The organism is Ensifer adhaerens (assembly GCF_002940685.1).
GTDB classification, from domain to species: domain Bacteria; phylum Pseudomonadota; class Alphaproteobacteria; order Rhizobiales; family Rhizobiaceae; genus Ensifer; species Ensifer adhaerens_E.
The window spans coordinates 50,835-63,750 of sequence record NZ_PNFP01000010.1 but is presented as its reverse complement, the minus strand read 5'-3'; the positions used below and the strand labels follow the sequence as shown (position 1 = coordinate 63,750).

Sequence of the window (12,916 nt, the reverse complement as noted above, 5' to 3'; positions counted from 1 at the left end):
CAGCCCTTGGCCACAACCAACCGCAACGGGCGAAGTATCCGTCTTCGTTCGTCACGCGCGCATGCGCTCCGCCACCCAGTCGGCCACCAGCGGGCGATAAAGCCAGGGAATGTTGTTGCAGACGTGGTTGCCGTCCTCGAAGATGTGCAGTTCGGCGCCGCGCGCGCAGGTGTCCGCGCATTTTACCGCTTCGGAGGGCGGAAAGATCTTGTCACGTCCGCCGTGGAGGATGAGAGCCGGGACGGTCGGCGGCGCGCATCGCGCCAGCGTGAAACGATCCGCGCGTTCGCGAACGTCCGCGCCCCCCAGCGAGAAGCGCATGTTGTCGCGATAGACCTGCGGCAGCGCATCCCAGAACCCGCCGAGATCGAAGAAGCCATTGATCGAGACGACGCCGGCGAGCGACGGCACGGACGCGGCGGCGCGCAGGGCGAGAAAGCCGCCGAAGGCCATGCCGACGAGCGCGACCTTGCCCGAAAGGCGCGGATGCGCCTCCACAGACCGGATGGCCGCCTCGACGGCCGGACCGATATCCGGGCGCAGCGCTCCCATCGAACGCCCCTCGCCTTGCCCTGGGCCGTCGAGCGAGAGGGTCGCGACGCCGCGGGCGTGAAAATGCCGCTCGAAGGCCGGGAATTCCTCCTTGGTCGAATCCGAGCCCGGGATGATCAGCGCCATCGGATGTCTGCCTTCTCCCTTCGGCACGCGAAGGACGGCCTGGAGTTCTCCACCTTCGAAGGGCACGGAGACCATCTCGCCAGGCGGATCAAGCAAGGGCGCTGCGAGGCGGTAGAGTTCCACCTTGCGCGCGGCCGCCCTCGCCTTGGCGTCAAGGTCCTCGAAAGCCATAAACTGCCCGAAATGGTAGAAAAGGCTGGCGCGGGCATAGGCCTCGCCGGCGGTCACGTGGCGGCCGGCGAGCAAAGCCGCGGCGCCAAGTTCCGCGTGACGCTCGCCCTCCTCGCTCCAGATCGCAAGCCATTTCTGCCAGACGCCGGCGCGCTCGATGACGGCGCGTGCCGTTGCCGAGGGGATCCCGGCCACCTCCATGCGCGGGAGCCAGTGCTCGACGACACTGACCAGTCGGTTCTCATTCTGCGTCATGCATTTTCTCCCGCATGATGAAATTGCTTGGGTCCGCCCCCGGCGATACGTGTTCGACGGAGACCGGCTGGAGCTCCCCGGGGTAGCTCCGGGCTTTCGCTCGATAACGTTGCGCCCCGATCGACAACGCCTCAGCCGTCTTTCCGTCGAGGGCGCGGACGATCTGGGCGGGCACGCCGACGACCAGCGATCCATCCGGGACGACCATGTTCTCCCGTACCAGGGCGCTGGCCCCGATCAGGCATCTCTCTCCGATCCGCGCGCCGTTCAGGATCGTGGCCCCCATGCCGACGAGGCTGCCTTTGCCGATCCGGCATCCGTGAATGGTGGCATTGTGCCCGACGGTGACATCATCGCCGATCTCGACGGGATAGCCGGGGTCGGTGTGAACGACGCAGCCGTCCTGGATGTTGCAGCCGCGCCCGAGAATGATCGGCTCGTTGTCGCCGCGCAAGACGGCATTGAACCAGATGCTGACATCCGCTTCGAGCCGCACGTCGCCGATCACCACGGCGCCGGGCGCGACGTAATATCGACCGTCAGCGGGAACGCGCGGTTCACGCGTGCCCAGTCGGTAGAGACCCGGTGAAACCATCAACAATTCTCCATTCTTCGGCAGTGCGTTCAGGTCGGCATCGCAAGTAGGATGGACGCCGGCGCATTGGTGCGGTTGACGAGCGCCCGGGTCTCGCCGGGCGCCAGGCGGCAGCTGTCGAGAAAGCCGAGGGTGACGCTCTCGCTGCCGGTTTCGACAGTCACCTCGCCCGCAACGACGATGTAGATCTTCTCGACCGCAGCATCCTTCAGCGACGTATGGCCACCCGGCAGGAGGTGCGACAGGCCGATCCAGATCGTATCAGTCACCGTCGCCTCCTTTCCCTGGAGCCTGAGGCAATGCATGCCATAGTGCTCCGCCGCCTCGTATGGCTTGGCATCGCCGTAGCGCGTCACCTGCATCGGCGTCTCCTTAAGGCACCAGCAGCACGCGATCGGATGTGCCGCGCAGCACCGAGGCATAGGCCTTGGCGGCGTCGGCAAAGCCGTAGACGGTCGCCGGATTGATCGGGAACGGCTTGAGCTTGCCCTCCTCGAACTTCGGCTTGAGCTTGTCGAAGATGCGGGCGCCCTCGACCGAGGACAGCGCCAGCGTGTCGATACCGATATATTTGTGACGCCCCCGGAAGAAGTTAAAGATATCGAAGGGCACGGCGCGGTCGAAGGTGGAGATGAACACCTGGCGCGCCTGTTTCGCCATCGCGTTGTTGGCGATCTCGAAATAGGGACTGCCGACGGTGTTGAAGACGATGTCGGCACCATGGCCGCCGGTCTTTTCGCGCACGATCGCGGCAACGTCGTCCTTGGCGCTGTTCAGCATTTCGACGGGCGCGTTGGTGTGCGCCAAAAGCGGCTGCTCGTTGTATTCGACCGCAAAGACCCTGGCGCCGGCCATGGTCGCAAGCTGGATCACCGCCTGCCCGACCTTGCCGTTGCCGCCGCAGACGAGCACGACATCCGTCGGCTGCACGCCGCCGGCCTCGCGCAGGCCCTCATAGGCAGTGATGAACGGCACGCCGATCGAGCCCGCTTCCTGCATGGTGAAGTTCGCGGGCTTGGCGCGCACGGCCTTCTGGTCGAGCACCATCCATTTGGCGTGGCTGCCGTCCTGGGTGATGCCGAGCTCGCCGCCGCCACCCCAGATTTCCATGCCGATCATCGACGACGGTCCCTCGCGCACGATGCCGCCGAAATCGCGCCCCGGCGTGCGCGGCCAGATGGCATGCGGCATGTGCCCGAGCGAGGCCTTCACGTCGCTGGGATTGACCCCTGCCGCGACGATCTCGACCAGCACCTGGCCCGGCCCCGGCCGCGGCACCGCGACATCGACCACATCGATCCTGAGATTGTCGAGATCGGGAGATTTTTCCGTCACCCTCAGTGCCCGGGCGATCTTGGCGTCCACCTGAATGTTCATTCTATGCCTCCTTGCAGAAATCGATGCCTATGCACGCAGTCCGAGAATTTCGCGGGCCTGGGAGGGCTCGGCGATCCGGCCGCCGAGCTTCTCGATCAGGTCTCTTGCCCGCTCGACCAGTTCGCCATTGCCTTTGGCGAGCACGCCCTTGGCGATGTAGGAATTGTCCTCCAGGCCAACCCGGACGTGTCCGCCGAGCAGATAGGCCTGAACGGCCATCGGGAACGACATGCGGCCAACGCCGAAGCCGGTCCAGACGGCGTCTGCCGGCAACATGCGCGCAGCGGTCGCCATCACGTCGGTGGTCGAGGGAAAGCCGTACTTGACGCCGGTGACGATCGTGAACATCGCCGGCGACTTCAGCACGCCGGCCTTCAAGAGGTCCTGAGCCAGCTGGATGTGCCCGGTATCGAAGACCTCGAGCTCCGGCTTGGAACCCGCCTCGTTGATGATGTCGGCCATGATCTTGACGTTGGCCGGCGTGTTGATGACGACCTCCGACCCGAAGGTCATGGTGTTGAGATCGAGCGTGGCGATATCGGGTTTCAGCGCGACGATGTGCTCGACCCGCTTTTCCGGCCGCATCAGCGTGGTCCGCGGACCGGCGACCGCCGGATTTTCGTCGCTCGGGTGGTAGCGGCCGCCCGGACCGGTCGTCACGTTGAGGATCAGCGCCGTGTTCTTCGCCCGGATGCACTCGACGACCTCGCGGTAATATTTGAGCTCCATGGAGGGCTTCGCCGTAACCGGATCGCGCACGTGAATATGAGCGATCGCCGCACCGGCATCGGCCGCCTCCAGGCAGGAATTGGCGATCTCTTCCGGCGTGACGGGAAGTCCGGGGTGGTTCTCCCGCGTCGTGAGATTGCCCGTGACCGCGCAGGTGATGATGACGTTTTGCTGCATCACACGCCCTCCGCGCCCGAGCGCGAGCGGTTCGATCTCTCAGTCATGATGCGCCACCTTCTTTCCGGAGATGGGAGGCAGCGGCAGGACCGATTGGCCCTCCACCAGCTTGAAGTGATAGTTGCAGCTATAGAAAGGCGCCGCAGCGCCCGGAAATTCGCTATCCGGGCTGTCGTGGCGGAAGAACTTCCCGACGATCTGCTGTTTCGCGCCGAAGACCACGTCGTTGACCAGGGCTTCGTGCGTGTCGGAAAAGATCTGGGTGACGAGCGTCTTGTAGCCCGGGGCCGAGACGATGAAGTGGATATGGGCCGGACGCATCGGCGTCCGCTTCTGCGCCCGCAAGAGGTCGCCGACCGGTCCATCGGTTGGAACCGGATAGCCTGCCGGCTTCACGGACACGAAATGAAAGTTTCCGTCGCCATCCGTGGTGAACCGGCCGCGCAGGTTGAAGTCGTCCTGCGTTTCGTCCTGGTTCTCGTAAAGTCCGACCGGGGACGCCTGCCAGACGTCAAGGGTCGCGCCCTCGACGGGCCGGCCCGCAGGATCGGTCACCCGTCCCGTGAAATAGAGCTGCGATCCCGGCGTATCCGAACGGGCGATACAGTCGCCATTGGCACATTTCGGCGAGCCGCCGCGATAAAACGGTCCGAGAAGCGCCGACAGCGTCTCGCCCTGCATGCCGTCATTGTTGATCAGGTCGATCAGCGTCGAGGCGCCGAGCACGTCGGCGGCAAGCACGGTTTCATTGTGCGCCTCGTTGGTCGCCTGGCCGACCGCCGTGATCCAGCGCAGGGCGTATTCGAACTCCGCCTCGGTCGGACGTGCTTCGAGCAGGAAGGCATGCAGATGGCGGACCATCGCGTTCATGATCTGCTTGAGCCGCGGATCGTCGCCGTGCGACATGGCGGCAAGCACCGTCGGCGTGACGTCGGCCTCCCTGGAAATCAGTTTTGCCTCGGGGCTGATATGGCTGTTCATTCCTGCTCTCCTTTCCGCGTCACAGGCCCGACCCGGCGACCCGAAGTTCGGGCCGCGCCGTCTTCAGGTGCGGATACTTCTCGGTCAGCAGCGAGCCGTGGTAGTAGGTTTCGGTGAAGGCGTCGGTTGCGCGGATGGCATCGAGCCAGTTCGTTATCGCCGGCATCTCCCCCCACATCGAGGAGAGACCGATATCGTCCATCCGGACGATCACCGGCATGATCGCGATATCGGCCAGCGTCAGCTGGCTGCCCATGATCCATGGCCCGCCATTGTCGGAGAGCCAGTTCGCCATGCGCTGAACGCCGCGCTGCAGGCGCCCGAGCGCTTCATTCATTTCCTGCTCGGGAAAGCCGGTGCGCCCCATCTTCATCAGGAACTCGCGGCGAAGCGGCTTGGCGTCGCAGACCGCCTGAAACTCCTCCGCCGTCATCGCCTGATAGTGCGGCAGGAAGGCGAGGTTGTAGGAAGGCACCCGGACAGCCGGTGTCGGCACTTCGTCGATGAAGCGCATCATCGCCCGCATCTTCGCCGCACCGAAGGCGTCATTTGGCCGAAGCCCGCCCGGCGAAATGTCTTCCAGATACTCCATGATGACGGCGGAATCGGTGACCGCGCGGCCCTGGTGGACGAGCGAGGGCACGACGCCGTTCGGGTTGATCGCCAGATATTCGGGCTTGAGCTGGTCGCCGGTGAACAGATCGAGCTTGTGCTCCTTAAAGGCGAGGTCCTTGGCGTTGAGTACGTACCGAACCCGCTGGCTGCACGTCGATTGAGGGGCGTTGTAGAGGATGAAGTCCTGCATCATTGCCTCCCTCAATCCCAGTTGAGGACACGGGGCAGCTTGCCCTTGCGGGCGAGCGTTCCAATCACGCCGTTCGGGAAGAACATCAGTCCCAGGACCATGACGAAGCCGGTCGCGAGAATGTTGATCTCGGATGCCCCGAGCGTGGCCACGAAGATCTCGTTGAAGGCCACGATGAGGATGGCACCGACGACCGGGCCGGCAATCGTGCCCTTGCCGCCGAGAATGCACATCAGCACCAGGTTTGCCGAAACCAGAATGATCAGGAAGATGTTCGGCCGGAGATAGGTAAGGTACTCGCCCCAGACCGCACCGGACATGCCGACGAAGAAGGCCGACAGAGCGAAGGCGAGCACCTTGTAGAAGCGGGTGTTGATCCCCGCGCTTTCCGCCTTGACCTCGTCCTTGGAGAGCGCACGCAGGCCGAGCCCGAACTTGGAATGCTTGATGCGATAGGTCGCCCAAACCGTGAAGGCGGCCATCAGCACGAAGGCGTAGTAGTAGGGCAGCTTCGCCGTCAGAACCGGCAGGTCGGTCACCGGCAGCGACATGCCGTTGGCACCGCCGATGAACCCCCAGTGGTCGAACAGGATGCGGGCGATCATCAAAAGTGCGATCGACGAGATGATGAAGCTCGGGCCGCGGACCTTGAGCGTGATGAGGCCGACGAGATAGCCGCAGATGGCGGCCACCAGGCCGGCGAGCGGCGCCGTCAAGAGCGTCGAAATCCCGTACCGCGCCAGCAGCATGCCCGAAAAATAGCCGCCGATCGCGAAGAAGACCGCATGACCGAGCGAGATGTAGCCGGCGAAGCCACCGATGATGTTCCAGCCGCTGGCCATGACCGCATAGGAGGCGGTGAACAGGACGAGATGCAGCAGGTAGTTGTAGTTGCCGGTCAATTGCAGCAGCGGCAGGGCGAGCAGCACACCGAGAACAGCAAGGGGAAACCATGTGGCGCGGGTCTGGTCGTGCTGGCGCGCAAGCTTCTGATTGTGGATGCGACGGGCCTCGAGCACCGAGCTCGCGTCGGCTTGTTGCAGGTTAACGGCCATTATGCCAACTCCGGTTTTTCGCCGAACAGACCCTGGGGACGGATCAGCAGGATGACGAAGAGTGCGAGAAAGAAGGTCATGGTCGACCAGGTGGCGCCCACCCAGGCGCCGACGAAGGCGGCGATGACCGACAGGAGAAGGGCGGCGACGACGGTGCCGAGCACGCTGCCCATGCCGCCGAGCACGACGACCGACATCAGCATTGCGATCCATTCCCACTGCTTGGCGGGGAAGAAGCTGAAGACGAAGCTCACCAGCGAGCCGGCAGCACCTGCAAGCCCGATGCCGATGGCAAAGGCGATCATGCTGATCAGGTTGACGTTGACGCCGAGAAGTTCGGCGGCCTCGCGGTTCTGGGTCGTGGCGCGGATGGCATAGCCGAGCCGCGAGTAGTTGAGGAACAGCGTCAGGGCGCCGATGATCGCCAGCGATACGCAGCCGGCATAGAGCTGGCCCTTCGGAATGAACAGGCTGCCGATGAAGAAGGCATCCGTCGCATAGTCGGGCGAGGTCACGCGCTGGGTATTGGTGAAGGCGGCGCCGAGGAAGCCTTCGACGATCATCGCCAACGCGAAGGTCAAAAGCACCGTCATTTCCGAGTAGCGCGCGCTCTTTGCCTGGCTCTCGAACATCAGCCGGTAGAGCAGCACGCCGATCGCCGCCATGATCAGCGCTGCGATCGGCAGCGTGACGATCGGGTCGAGCCCCCAGAGCTTGAAGGCCCAATAGCTGACATAGGCGCCGCAGATGATCAGCGACGGATGGGCCAGGTTGACGATGCGCATGACCCCGAAGACCAGCGAAAGTCCGGACCCCATCAGGGCGATCACGCCGCCGAGCGCAAGCCCGAGTATCAGTATCTGAAGTATGTCTGTCATTGTGTCCTCCGCTACGCGACCTTGCGGCCGCCGAGGTAAAGTTCCTGGATGCGCGGGTCCGCCAGAACCGCTTCCGCCGGCCCTTCAAAGAGGGTGCGGCCGAGGTCGAGCACAACGCCCCAGTCGGAATTCTTGAGGCCCATCAATGCGTTCTGCTCGACGAGCAGCACGGTGACGCCCTCCTGCGACATCATCTTCATGATGTCGAACATCTCCTGGACCACCTTTGGCGCGAGCCCGAGCGAGGGCTCGTCCAGCATGACGATGTCGGGCTTGACGATCAGCGTGCGTGCCATCGCAAGCGTCTGCTGCTGGCCGCCCGACATGGTTCCGGCATGCTGGTCTGCGCGCTCGCGCAGCACCGGGAAGCGCTCGAGGATTTCATCGATGCGGCGATCGCGCAGTTTGGTGTCGCTGAGCACGTACCCGCCCATGCGCAGGTTCTCGCGCACCGTCATCTTCGGAAACAGCGCGCGCTCCTGCGGCACGAAACAGATGCCCTTGCGCAGGATCTGGTCGGGGCGCAGCCCGTTCAGCCGCTCGCCCTTGAAGACGACATCGCCCTTGCGGATCGTCAGCATGCCGCAGATCGCCTTCAGCAGCGTCGACTTGCCCGCGCCGTTCGGACCGATGATGCAGTGGACCTTGCCGGGCTCGACCGTCAGCCGCGCGCCATCGAGAATGGCCGGACCGTCGCCGTAGCCGGCGGTGATGTTGGTGACTTGCAGGAGTTCGCTCATCAGGCTGCTTCCTCTTCCAGTACGCCGCCCAGATAGGCTTCGAGCACATGCGGATCGCGACGCACCACGTCGGGCGTGCCGTCGCAGATCACCCGCCCGTGCGCCATGACGACGACGCGGTGCGAAAGCCGCATGATCAGATCCATGTTGTGTTCGACGATCAGCACCGTCAGGCCCTTGGCGTTGAGCGCCCGGATGTGGCCGACGATCTCTTCGAGCAGCGTCGGGTTGACGCCGCCGGCCGGCTCGTCGAGCAGGATGATCTTCGGATCGGCCATCAACAGCGCTGCCAGATCCATCAGTTTCTTCTGACCGTAGGAAAGGTTGTGCCCGTCCTCGTAGGCGATGCGGGTGATCCCGAGGAAATCGAGGATCGACATCGCCTTGTCCCGCTCCTCCGCCGAGACCGCCGGCCGAAACAGGTCCGCAAAGCCGCGGCTGCGCGCCTGCACGATCACGTTTTCGAGCACCGTCATGTCGGCGAGGTTGCGCGAGATCTGGAAGGTCCGGCTGAGGCCCTTGGCCGTGATCTTGTGCGGGCGCAGATTGTCGATCCGCTCCCCGTCGAGCCAAACCTCGCCCGAGGTCGGAACGACGGTGCGGCTGATGCAGTTGAAGGCCGTGGTCTTGCCGGCGCCGTTCGGGCCGATGAGTGCCGTGATCGAGCCTTTCTCGACCTTGAAGCTTGCGCCGTCCACGGCACGAATTCCGCCGTAGTGCTTGCACAGGTTCTTAACCTCGAGCATCCGCGCGATCTCCTTGTACTAGAATCTGGGTAGATAGATGCCTGCTGATCGGAGGGCGCCTCGCAGGCGAAACGCCCTCCCCCTTCCGCGCAATCGATCAGAAACCGGACTTGGGATAGCGGAAGGGCACGATGCCCTCGAACTGGCCGGTCGGGTAGACGAAGGTCAGCTTGCCATCCTGCCACTGCGTCATGATGTGCGACTTGTCGACGGGCAGGCCGAGATCGTCCCAGCTGAAGTCGCCGAGCACGGTCTGGACAGGCTGTTCCTTGGTGCGGGCGTGCAGCCATTCGCCCATCTTGGCGTTATCCGTGGTGCCGGCGCCAACCATGGCCTGCTCGATGCCCTGGCAGACGGCGAAGGGAATGGCGCTGTCCTCATCCGGCTCGACGCCGTATTCGGCTTCAAACGCCTTCACGAAATCCGCGTTGCCGAAGGGCTTGCCGGCGAGCGTGCTCTTGAAGGGAACATCCTTGTGCCAGGTGGTGTGGATGACGACACCGTCGGCCGCATCGTTGCCGACACCCTCGATGAACTCCGTCTGCGCGCCCTGGCTGAGATAGACGAGTTTCGCCGAGGCGCCGACGGTTTTCAGCGACCGCATGAGCTGGACGGCTTCCTCCGCCGAAGCCGTCAGACCGACGATCATTTCCGCGCCGGAGCGCTTGATCGAGTTTGCGAGGTTCAGCCAGTCGTTGAAGCCTTCTTCAGGCCACTTCTCCTCCATCACCACCTCGATGCCGGCTTCCTTGAAGTAGCCTGGCGCGAGGTCGGCGATTTCCTTGTCGTTCGCCGGGTCGATCACCTTCTGGCCGAGCAGGCCGGTGGCGATCGCGTTGGCGAAGAAGTCGTCCGCGTGGACGACGGCGACGGTCTTCGGCGCATCCGCCGGATCCTTGACCTCCTTCAGAAGACCGATCACGTCCTTGCCGGTGTATTCGGCGGCATTGACCTGGAAATAGAAGAGGTTCTTGTAGCCCTGGGCATAGATCCGGAGCGCTCCGCCCGAGGGTACCGGGTGCACCATGTTGTATTTGGACAGAACATTGCCGACCGGAAAGGTCAGGCGGCTCGAGAACGTGCCGTAGACGGCGTCGACCTTGTCGACGTTGATGAAGCGTTCGTACTGGTTGATGGCCGTCGCAGGGTCGGAGCGATTGTCGCTGACGATCAATTCCACCTGCTTGCCGAGGATGCCGCCTGCCTCATTGATCAGCTTGTTGCAGAGCTCGTAGCCCCGCTTGTGCTTTTCGCCGCTGACCGAAAGGCCACCGGTAATCGGCAACGATGCGCCGATCCGTATTGTTTCCGCAGCGCTCGCAACGGTGCTTGCCGAAAGCACACTGACGGTTGCTGCCGCGATCAGCCGATTGATTCCCATTTTGTCTCCTCCCAGACAGTTGCGCGCAATCGTTTGCATTGGAGCGAAAAACAAATCGCCCGGCCACGCCGGACGCCACTTCCGCACTGTTCGATCGACGGCAGGCCAGCTCCTCAACCGCCCTGCCGCAAACTGAATATGCAAACGATTGCACATTGGCGATTATGCGCACCGTTTGCGCTTTGTCAAGCATCCATGCGAACGATTGCAAAACCTCCGGCAAGATTTTAAATGGAGGCGAGAGGTGACACATGCAGAAGAAACGAACCACGCTGAAGGACATTGCGCGCGCGACCGGCGTCCATGTGTCGACCGTATCGCGCGCCCTTGACCCGACCGAGCGAAAGAGCATCACACCAGAGGTCGTGGCGAAGATCCAGGCGGCGGCGGAACGCCTGGACTATCGCCCCAACCGCATTGCCTTCGGGCTTCGCACCAACCGCACGATGACCGTCGGCGTCGTCATCCCGGATATCACCAACCCGATTTTCCCACCGATCCTGCGCGGGATCGAAAGTGTTCTGGAACCGCTCGGCTATGCCTCGATCATCGTCAACACGGACAGCGAGCGCGAGCGCGAAATTCGCCTTCTCGAAGTGTTGCGCGACCGCGGCGTCGACGGTGTCATTCATGCCGCCGTGCTCAGAAGCGACCCGTCGATCGCCAAGGCGGCGCAGGACGGCCTGTCGGTGGTGACGCTTAACCGGCGCGTGGAGAACTCGAACATCCCCTATGTCATCAATGACGAGGACATGGGCATCTGCGAGATGCTGCGCCACCTGACGAAGCTCGGCCACCGGCGGATCGCGCATCTGGCCGGGCCGCAGGATCTGTCGACAGGCCAGTTGCGCCTGGCGGCCTTTCGCAACGCCGCCGAGAGAATGTCGATCGAGATCGATCCGCAACTCATCGTCACCGCCATACGCTTCGACGAGGACGAAGGCGCCCGTTGCACGCGCGATCTGCTCACCTCCGGACACGATTTCACCGCGGTGCTCTGCGCAAACGACCGGCTGGCGCTCGGCTGCATCGACGTGCTGCGCGAGAATGGCCTCGACTGCCCGTCGGACATTTCGGTCAGCGGCTTCAACGACATGCCGTTCTTGCAACTGGCCCGTCCGCGGCTCACGACCGTCCGCATCCAGCAGTATGACGCGGGCATTACTGCCGCCTCGATCCTGCTGCGCCTCATGAACGCCGGCGCAGACGACGACATTCCGCTCGAGACGGTGCTGCCGGTGGAGCTCCTGGAACGCGAAAGCACGGGGCCGGTGGCAGCGCAGCGGCGCTGACAGGCCCCTCTGCCATCAGGTCGCCAGCCGTCAGCGGCTTTGGCTTCATCTCGCCCGCTTTCCCCGGTCTTGCCCGCAGCATTCGACACTCCCGATCATGCAATCGATTGCCCATTGTTTTATGCAATCGATTGCCCTAAGGTCGTCTCCGGTTGGCCGGCAATTGCAGGGCGGCGTTCCCGCCGGCTGAAAAGACATCGCGTCAAGAGGGAGGAACTTATGGCGTATCCGCGGTCCTTGGTTGGAAAGACAATTCTCGTCATCGGCGGCAACGGCGCGATCGGCGCCGCGACCGGCCGCCTTTTCGCAGACGCCGGGGCAACGGTGCTCATCACCCATATGCCGGGCGAACAGGGTGCCACGGGCGCGGATGCAGCACTTTCTTCCTTTGCCAACCCGGAACGTCACGCGCGCTATGCCGTCGACATCACCGATTCCAGCGCTCTTGGCGACCTCGCCCGCGCCATCGAAGAGAAATTCGGACGGCTCGACGTGCTGGTCAATGCCGCGGGCTTCACCAAGCCCATCGCCCATCGGGATCTCGAGGCGCTGACGGATGAGCTGATCGACGACATCTTCAAGGTGAACTGGCGAAGCCAGTTCGCGGCGATCCGCGCCTTTGCCCCGCTTCTGAAAAAGTCGGGCGACGGGCTCGTCGTCTCCATCTCGTCGATCGCAGCCTTCACCGGTGTCGGGTCGAACATCGCCTATTGTGCAGCCAAGGCGGGTATCGACGTGATGACCAAGGCGCTTGCCCGCGTTCTCGCACCGGAAGTCCGGGTGCTGGCCGTCTCTCCTGGTGTCGTCGACACGCAATTCGTTCCCGGACGAGGCTCGGACTTCAACGACAAGGTCGCGGCCTCGACCCCGCTCGGCCGCATCGGCGAAGTCGACGACATTGCCGCCGCCATCCTGGCGAGCGCGACGTTGCTCGGTTTCTCGACGGGCCACATCATCCAGGTCGACGGCGGCCGGGCGCTCTGACGCCAGCGGAAATCCCGCATCCTGCGCGACGGGCCGGGCGCGGGGATGAGATCGCCGTCATGCCGTCTCCGC

14 protein-coding genes are annotated in these 12,916 nt (G+C 63.7%); 2 read left to right on the top strand and 12 right to left on the bottom strand.

Annotation, left to right across the window (positions count from 1 at the left end; all coding sequences use genetic code 11):
- Positions 1-51: 51 nt before the first annotated feature.
- The 12 genes from C1A35_RS19865 to C1A35_RS19810 form a co-directional block, all read right to left on the bottom strand.
- Positions 52-1,104 (bottom strand): alpha/beta hydrolase family protein, encoded by a 1,053-nt coding sequence (locus C1A35_RS19865; protein WP_104665976.1) that lies wholly within the window; start codon positions 1,102-1,104, stop codon positions 52-54.
- Positions 1,091-1,699 carry a gamma carbonic anhydrase family protein gene (locus tag C1A35_RS19860; protein ID WP_104665975.1) on the bottom strand — a complete coding sequence of 203 codons (609 nt, stop codon included), beginning with the start codon at positions 1,697-1,699 and terminating at the stop codon, positions 1,091-1,093. The genes C1A35_RS19865 and C1A35_RS19860 overlap by 14 nt, the downstream gene beginning before the upstream one ends.
- A 29-nt stretch (positions 1,700-1,728) precedes the next feature.
- A complete protein-coding gene (locus C1A35_RS19855; protein WP_104665974.1) occupies positions 1,729-2,061 on the bottom strand; it encodes a cupin domain-containing protein in 333 nt (110 codons plus the stop codon).
- A 10-nt stretch (positions 2,062-2,071) separates the two neighbouring features.
- Positions 2,072-3,076 (bottom strand): quinone oxidoreductase family protein, encoded by a 1,005-nt coding sequence (locus tag C1A35_RS19850; RefSeq protein ID WP_104665973.1) that lies wholly within the window; start codon positions 3,074-3,076, stop codon positions 2,072-2,074.
- Positions 3,077-3,103: 27 nt separating this feature from the next.
- A complete protein-coding gene (locus C1A35_RS19845; RefSeq protein ID WP_104665972.1) occupies positions 3,104-3,982 on the bottom strand; it encodes a 3-keto-5-aminohexanoate cleavage protein in 879 nt (292 codons plus the stop codon).
- Between the two features lie 39 nt (positions 3,983-4,021).
- Positions 4,022-4,963, bottom strand: a complete 942-nt coding sequence (locus tag C1A35_RS19840) for a dioxygenase family protein (protein ID WP_104665971.1) — start codon at positions 4,961-4,963, stop codon at positions 4,022-4,024.
- A 19-nt stretch (positions 4,964-4,982) separates the two neighbouring features.
- Positions 4,983-5,771: a glutathione S-transferase family protein gene (locus C1A35_RS19835; protein ID WP_234822914.1), complete on the bottom strand. Its 789-nt coding sequence runs from the start codon at positions 5,769-5,771 to the stop codon at positions 4,983-4,985.
- Positions 5,772-5,779: 8 nt separating this feature from the next.
- Positions 5,780-6,823 (bottom strand): branched-chain amino acid ABC transporter permease, encoded by a 1,044-nt coding sequence (locus tag C1A35_RS19830; protein WP_104665970.1) that lies wholly within the window; start codon positions 6,821-6,823, stop codon positions 5,780-5,782.
- Positions 6,823-7,701: a branched-chain amino acid ABC transporter permease gene (locus tag C1A35_RS19825; protein WP_104665969.1), complete on the bottom strand. Its 879-nt coding sequence runs from the start codon at positions 7,699-7,701 to the stop codon at positions 6,823-6,825. The genes C1A35_RS19830 and C1A35_RS19825 overlap by 1 nt, the downstream gene beginning before the upstream one ends.
- 11 nt (positions 7,702-7,712) lie before the next feature.
- Entirely contained in the window at positions 7,713-8,441 is a 729-nt protein-coding gene (locus C1A35_RS19820; RefSeq protein ID WP_104665968.1) for an ABC transporter ATP-binding protein, read from the bottom strand.
- A complete protein-coding gene (locus C1A35_RS19815; protein ID WP_104665967.1) occupies positions 8,441-9,187 on the bottom strand; it encodes an ABC transporter ATP-binding protein in 747 nt (248 codons plus the stop codon). Before C1A35_RS19815 ends, C1A35_RS19820 begins: the two co-directional genes overlap by 1 nt.
- Positions 9,188-9,284: 97 nt before the next feature.
- The gene (locus C1A35_RS19810) at positions 9,285-10,568 is read right to left on the bottom strand and encodes an amino acid ABC transporter substrate-binding protein (RefSeq protein WP_104665966.1); all 1,284 of its coding nucleotides are present in this window, start codon (positions 10,566-10,568) and stop codon (positions 9,285-9,287) included.
- A 251-nt stretch (positions 10,569-10,819) separates the two neighbouring features.
- Here C1A35_RS19810 and C1A35_RS19805 point away from each other — a divergent pair, with 251 nt between their 5' ends.
- Together C1A35_RS19805 and C1A35_RS19800 are read left to right on the top strand one after the other, a co-directional pair.
- A complete protein-coding gene (locus C1A35_RS19805) occupies positions 10,820-11,860 on the top strand; it encodes a LacI family DNA-binding transcriptional regulator (protein WP_104665965.1) in 1,041 nt (346 codons plus the stop codon).
- A gap of 219 nt (positions 11,861-12,079) precedes the next feature.
- Positions 12,080-12,844 carry an SDR family NAD(P)-dependent oxidoreductase gene (locus C1A35_RS19800; protein ID WP_104665964.1) on the top strand — a complete coding sequence of 255 codons (765 nt, stop codon included), beginning with the start codon at positions 12,080-12,082 and terminating at the stop codon, positions 12,842-12,844.
- Positions 12,845-12,916 lie beyond the last annotated feature (72 nt).

What these genes read in the sequence shown, in the direction of transcription:
- C1A35_RS19865 (WP_104665976.1), bottom strand. Translation starts at nt 1,104, where the DNA reads ATGACGCAGAATGAGAACCGACTGGTCAGTGTCGTCGAGCACTGGCTC.
- C1A35_RS19860 (WP_104665975.1), bottom strand. Translation starts at nt 1,699, where the DNA reads ATGGTTTCACCGGGTCTCTACCGACTGGGCACGCGTGAACCGCGCGTT.
- C1A35_RS19855 (WP_104665974.1), bottom strand. Translation starts at nt 2,061, where the DNA reads ATGCAGGTGACGCGCTACGGCGATGCCAAGCCATACGAGGCGGCGGAG.
- C1A35_RS19850 (WP_104665973.1), bottom strand. Translation starts at nt 3,076, where the DNA reads ATGAACATTCAGGTGGACGCCAAGATCGCCCGGGCACTGAGGGTGACG.
- C1A35_RS19845 (WP_104665972.1), bottom strand. Translation starts at nt 3,982, where the DNA reads ATGCAGCAAAACGTCATCATCACCTGCGCGGTCACGGGCAATCTCACG.
- C1A35_RS19840 (WP_104665971.1), bottom strand. Translation starts at nt 4,963, where the DNA reads ATGAACAGCCATATCAGCCCCGAGGCAAAACTGATTTCCAGGGAGGCC.
- C1A35_RS19835 (WP_234822914.1), bottom strand. Translation starts at nt 5,771, where the DNA reads ATGATGCAGGACTTCATCCTCTACAACGCCCCTCAATCGACGTGCAGC.
- C1A35_RS19830 (WP_104665970.1), bottom strand. Translation starts at nt 6,823, where the DNA reads ATGGCCGTTAACCTGCAACAAGCCGACGCGAGCTCGGTGCTCGAGGCC.
- C1A35_RS19825 (WP_104665969.1), bottom strand. Translation starts at nt 7,701, where the DNA reads ATGACAGACATACTTCAGATACTGATACTCGGGCTTGCGCTCGGCGGC.
- C1A35_RS19820 (WP_104665968.1), bottom strand. Translation starts at nt 8,441, where the DNA reads ATGAGCGAACTCCTGCAAGTCACCAACATCACCGCCGGCTACGGCGAC.
- C1A35_RS19815 (WP_104665967.1), bottom strand. Translation starts at nt 9,187, where the DNA reads ATGCTCGAGGTTAAGAACCTGTGCAAGCACTACGGCGGAATTCGTGCC.
- C1A35_RS19810 (WP_104665966.1), bottom strand. Translation starts at nt 10,568, where the DNA reads ATGGGAATCAATCGGCTGATCGCGGCAGCAACCGTCAGTGTGCTTTCG.
- C1A35_RS19805 (WP_104665965.1), top strand. Translation starts at nt 10,820, where the DNA reads ATGCAGAAGAAACGAACCACGCTGAAGGACATTGCGCGCGCGACCGGC.
- C1A35_RS19800 (WP_104665964.1), top strand. Translation starts at nt 12,080, where the DNA reads ATGGCGTATCCGCGGTCCTTGGTTGGAAAGACAATTCTCGTCATCGGC.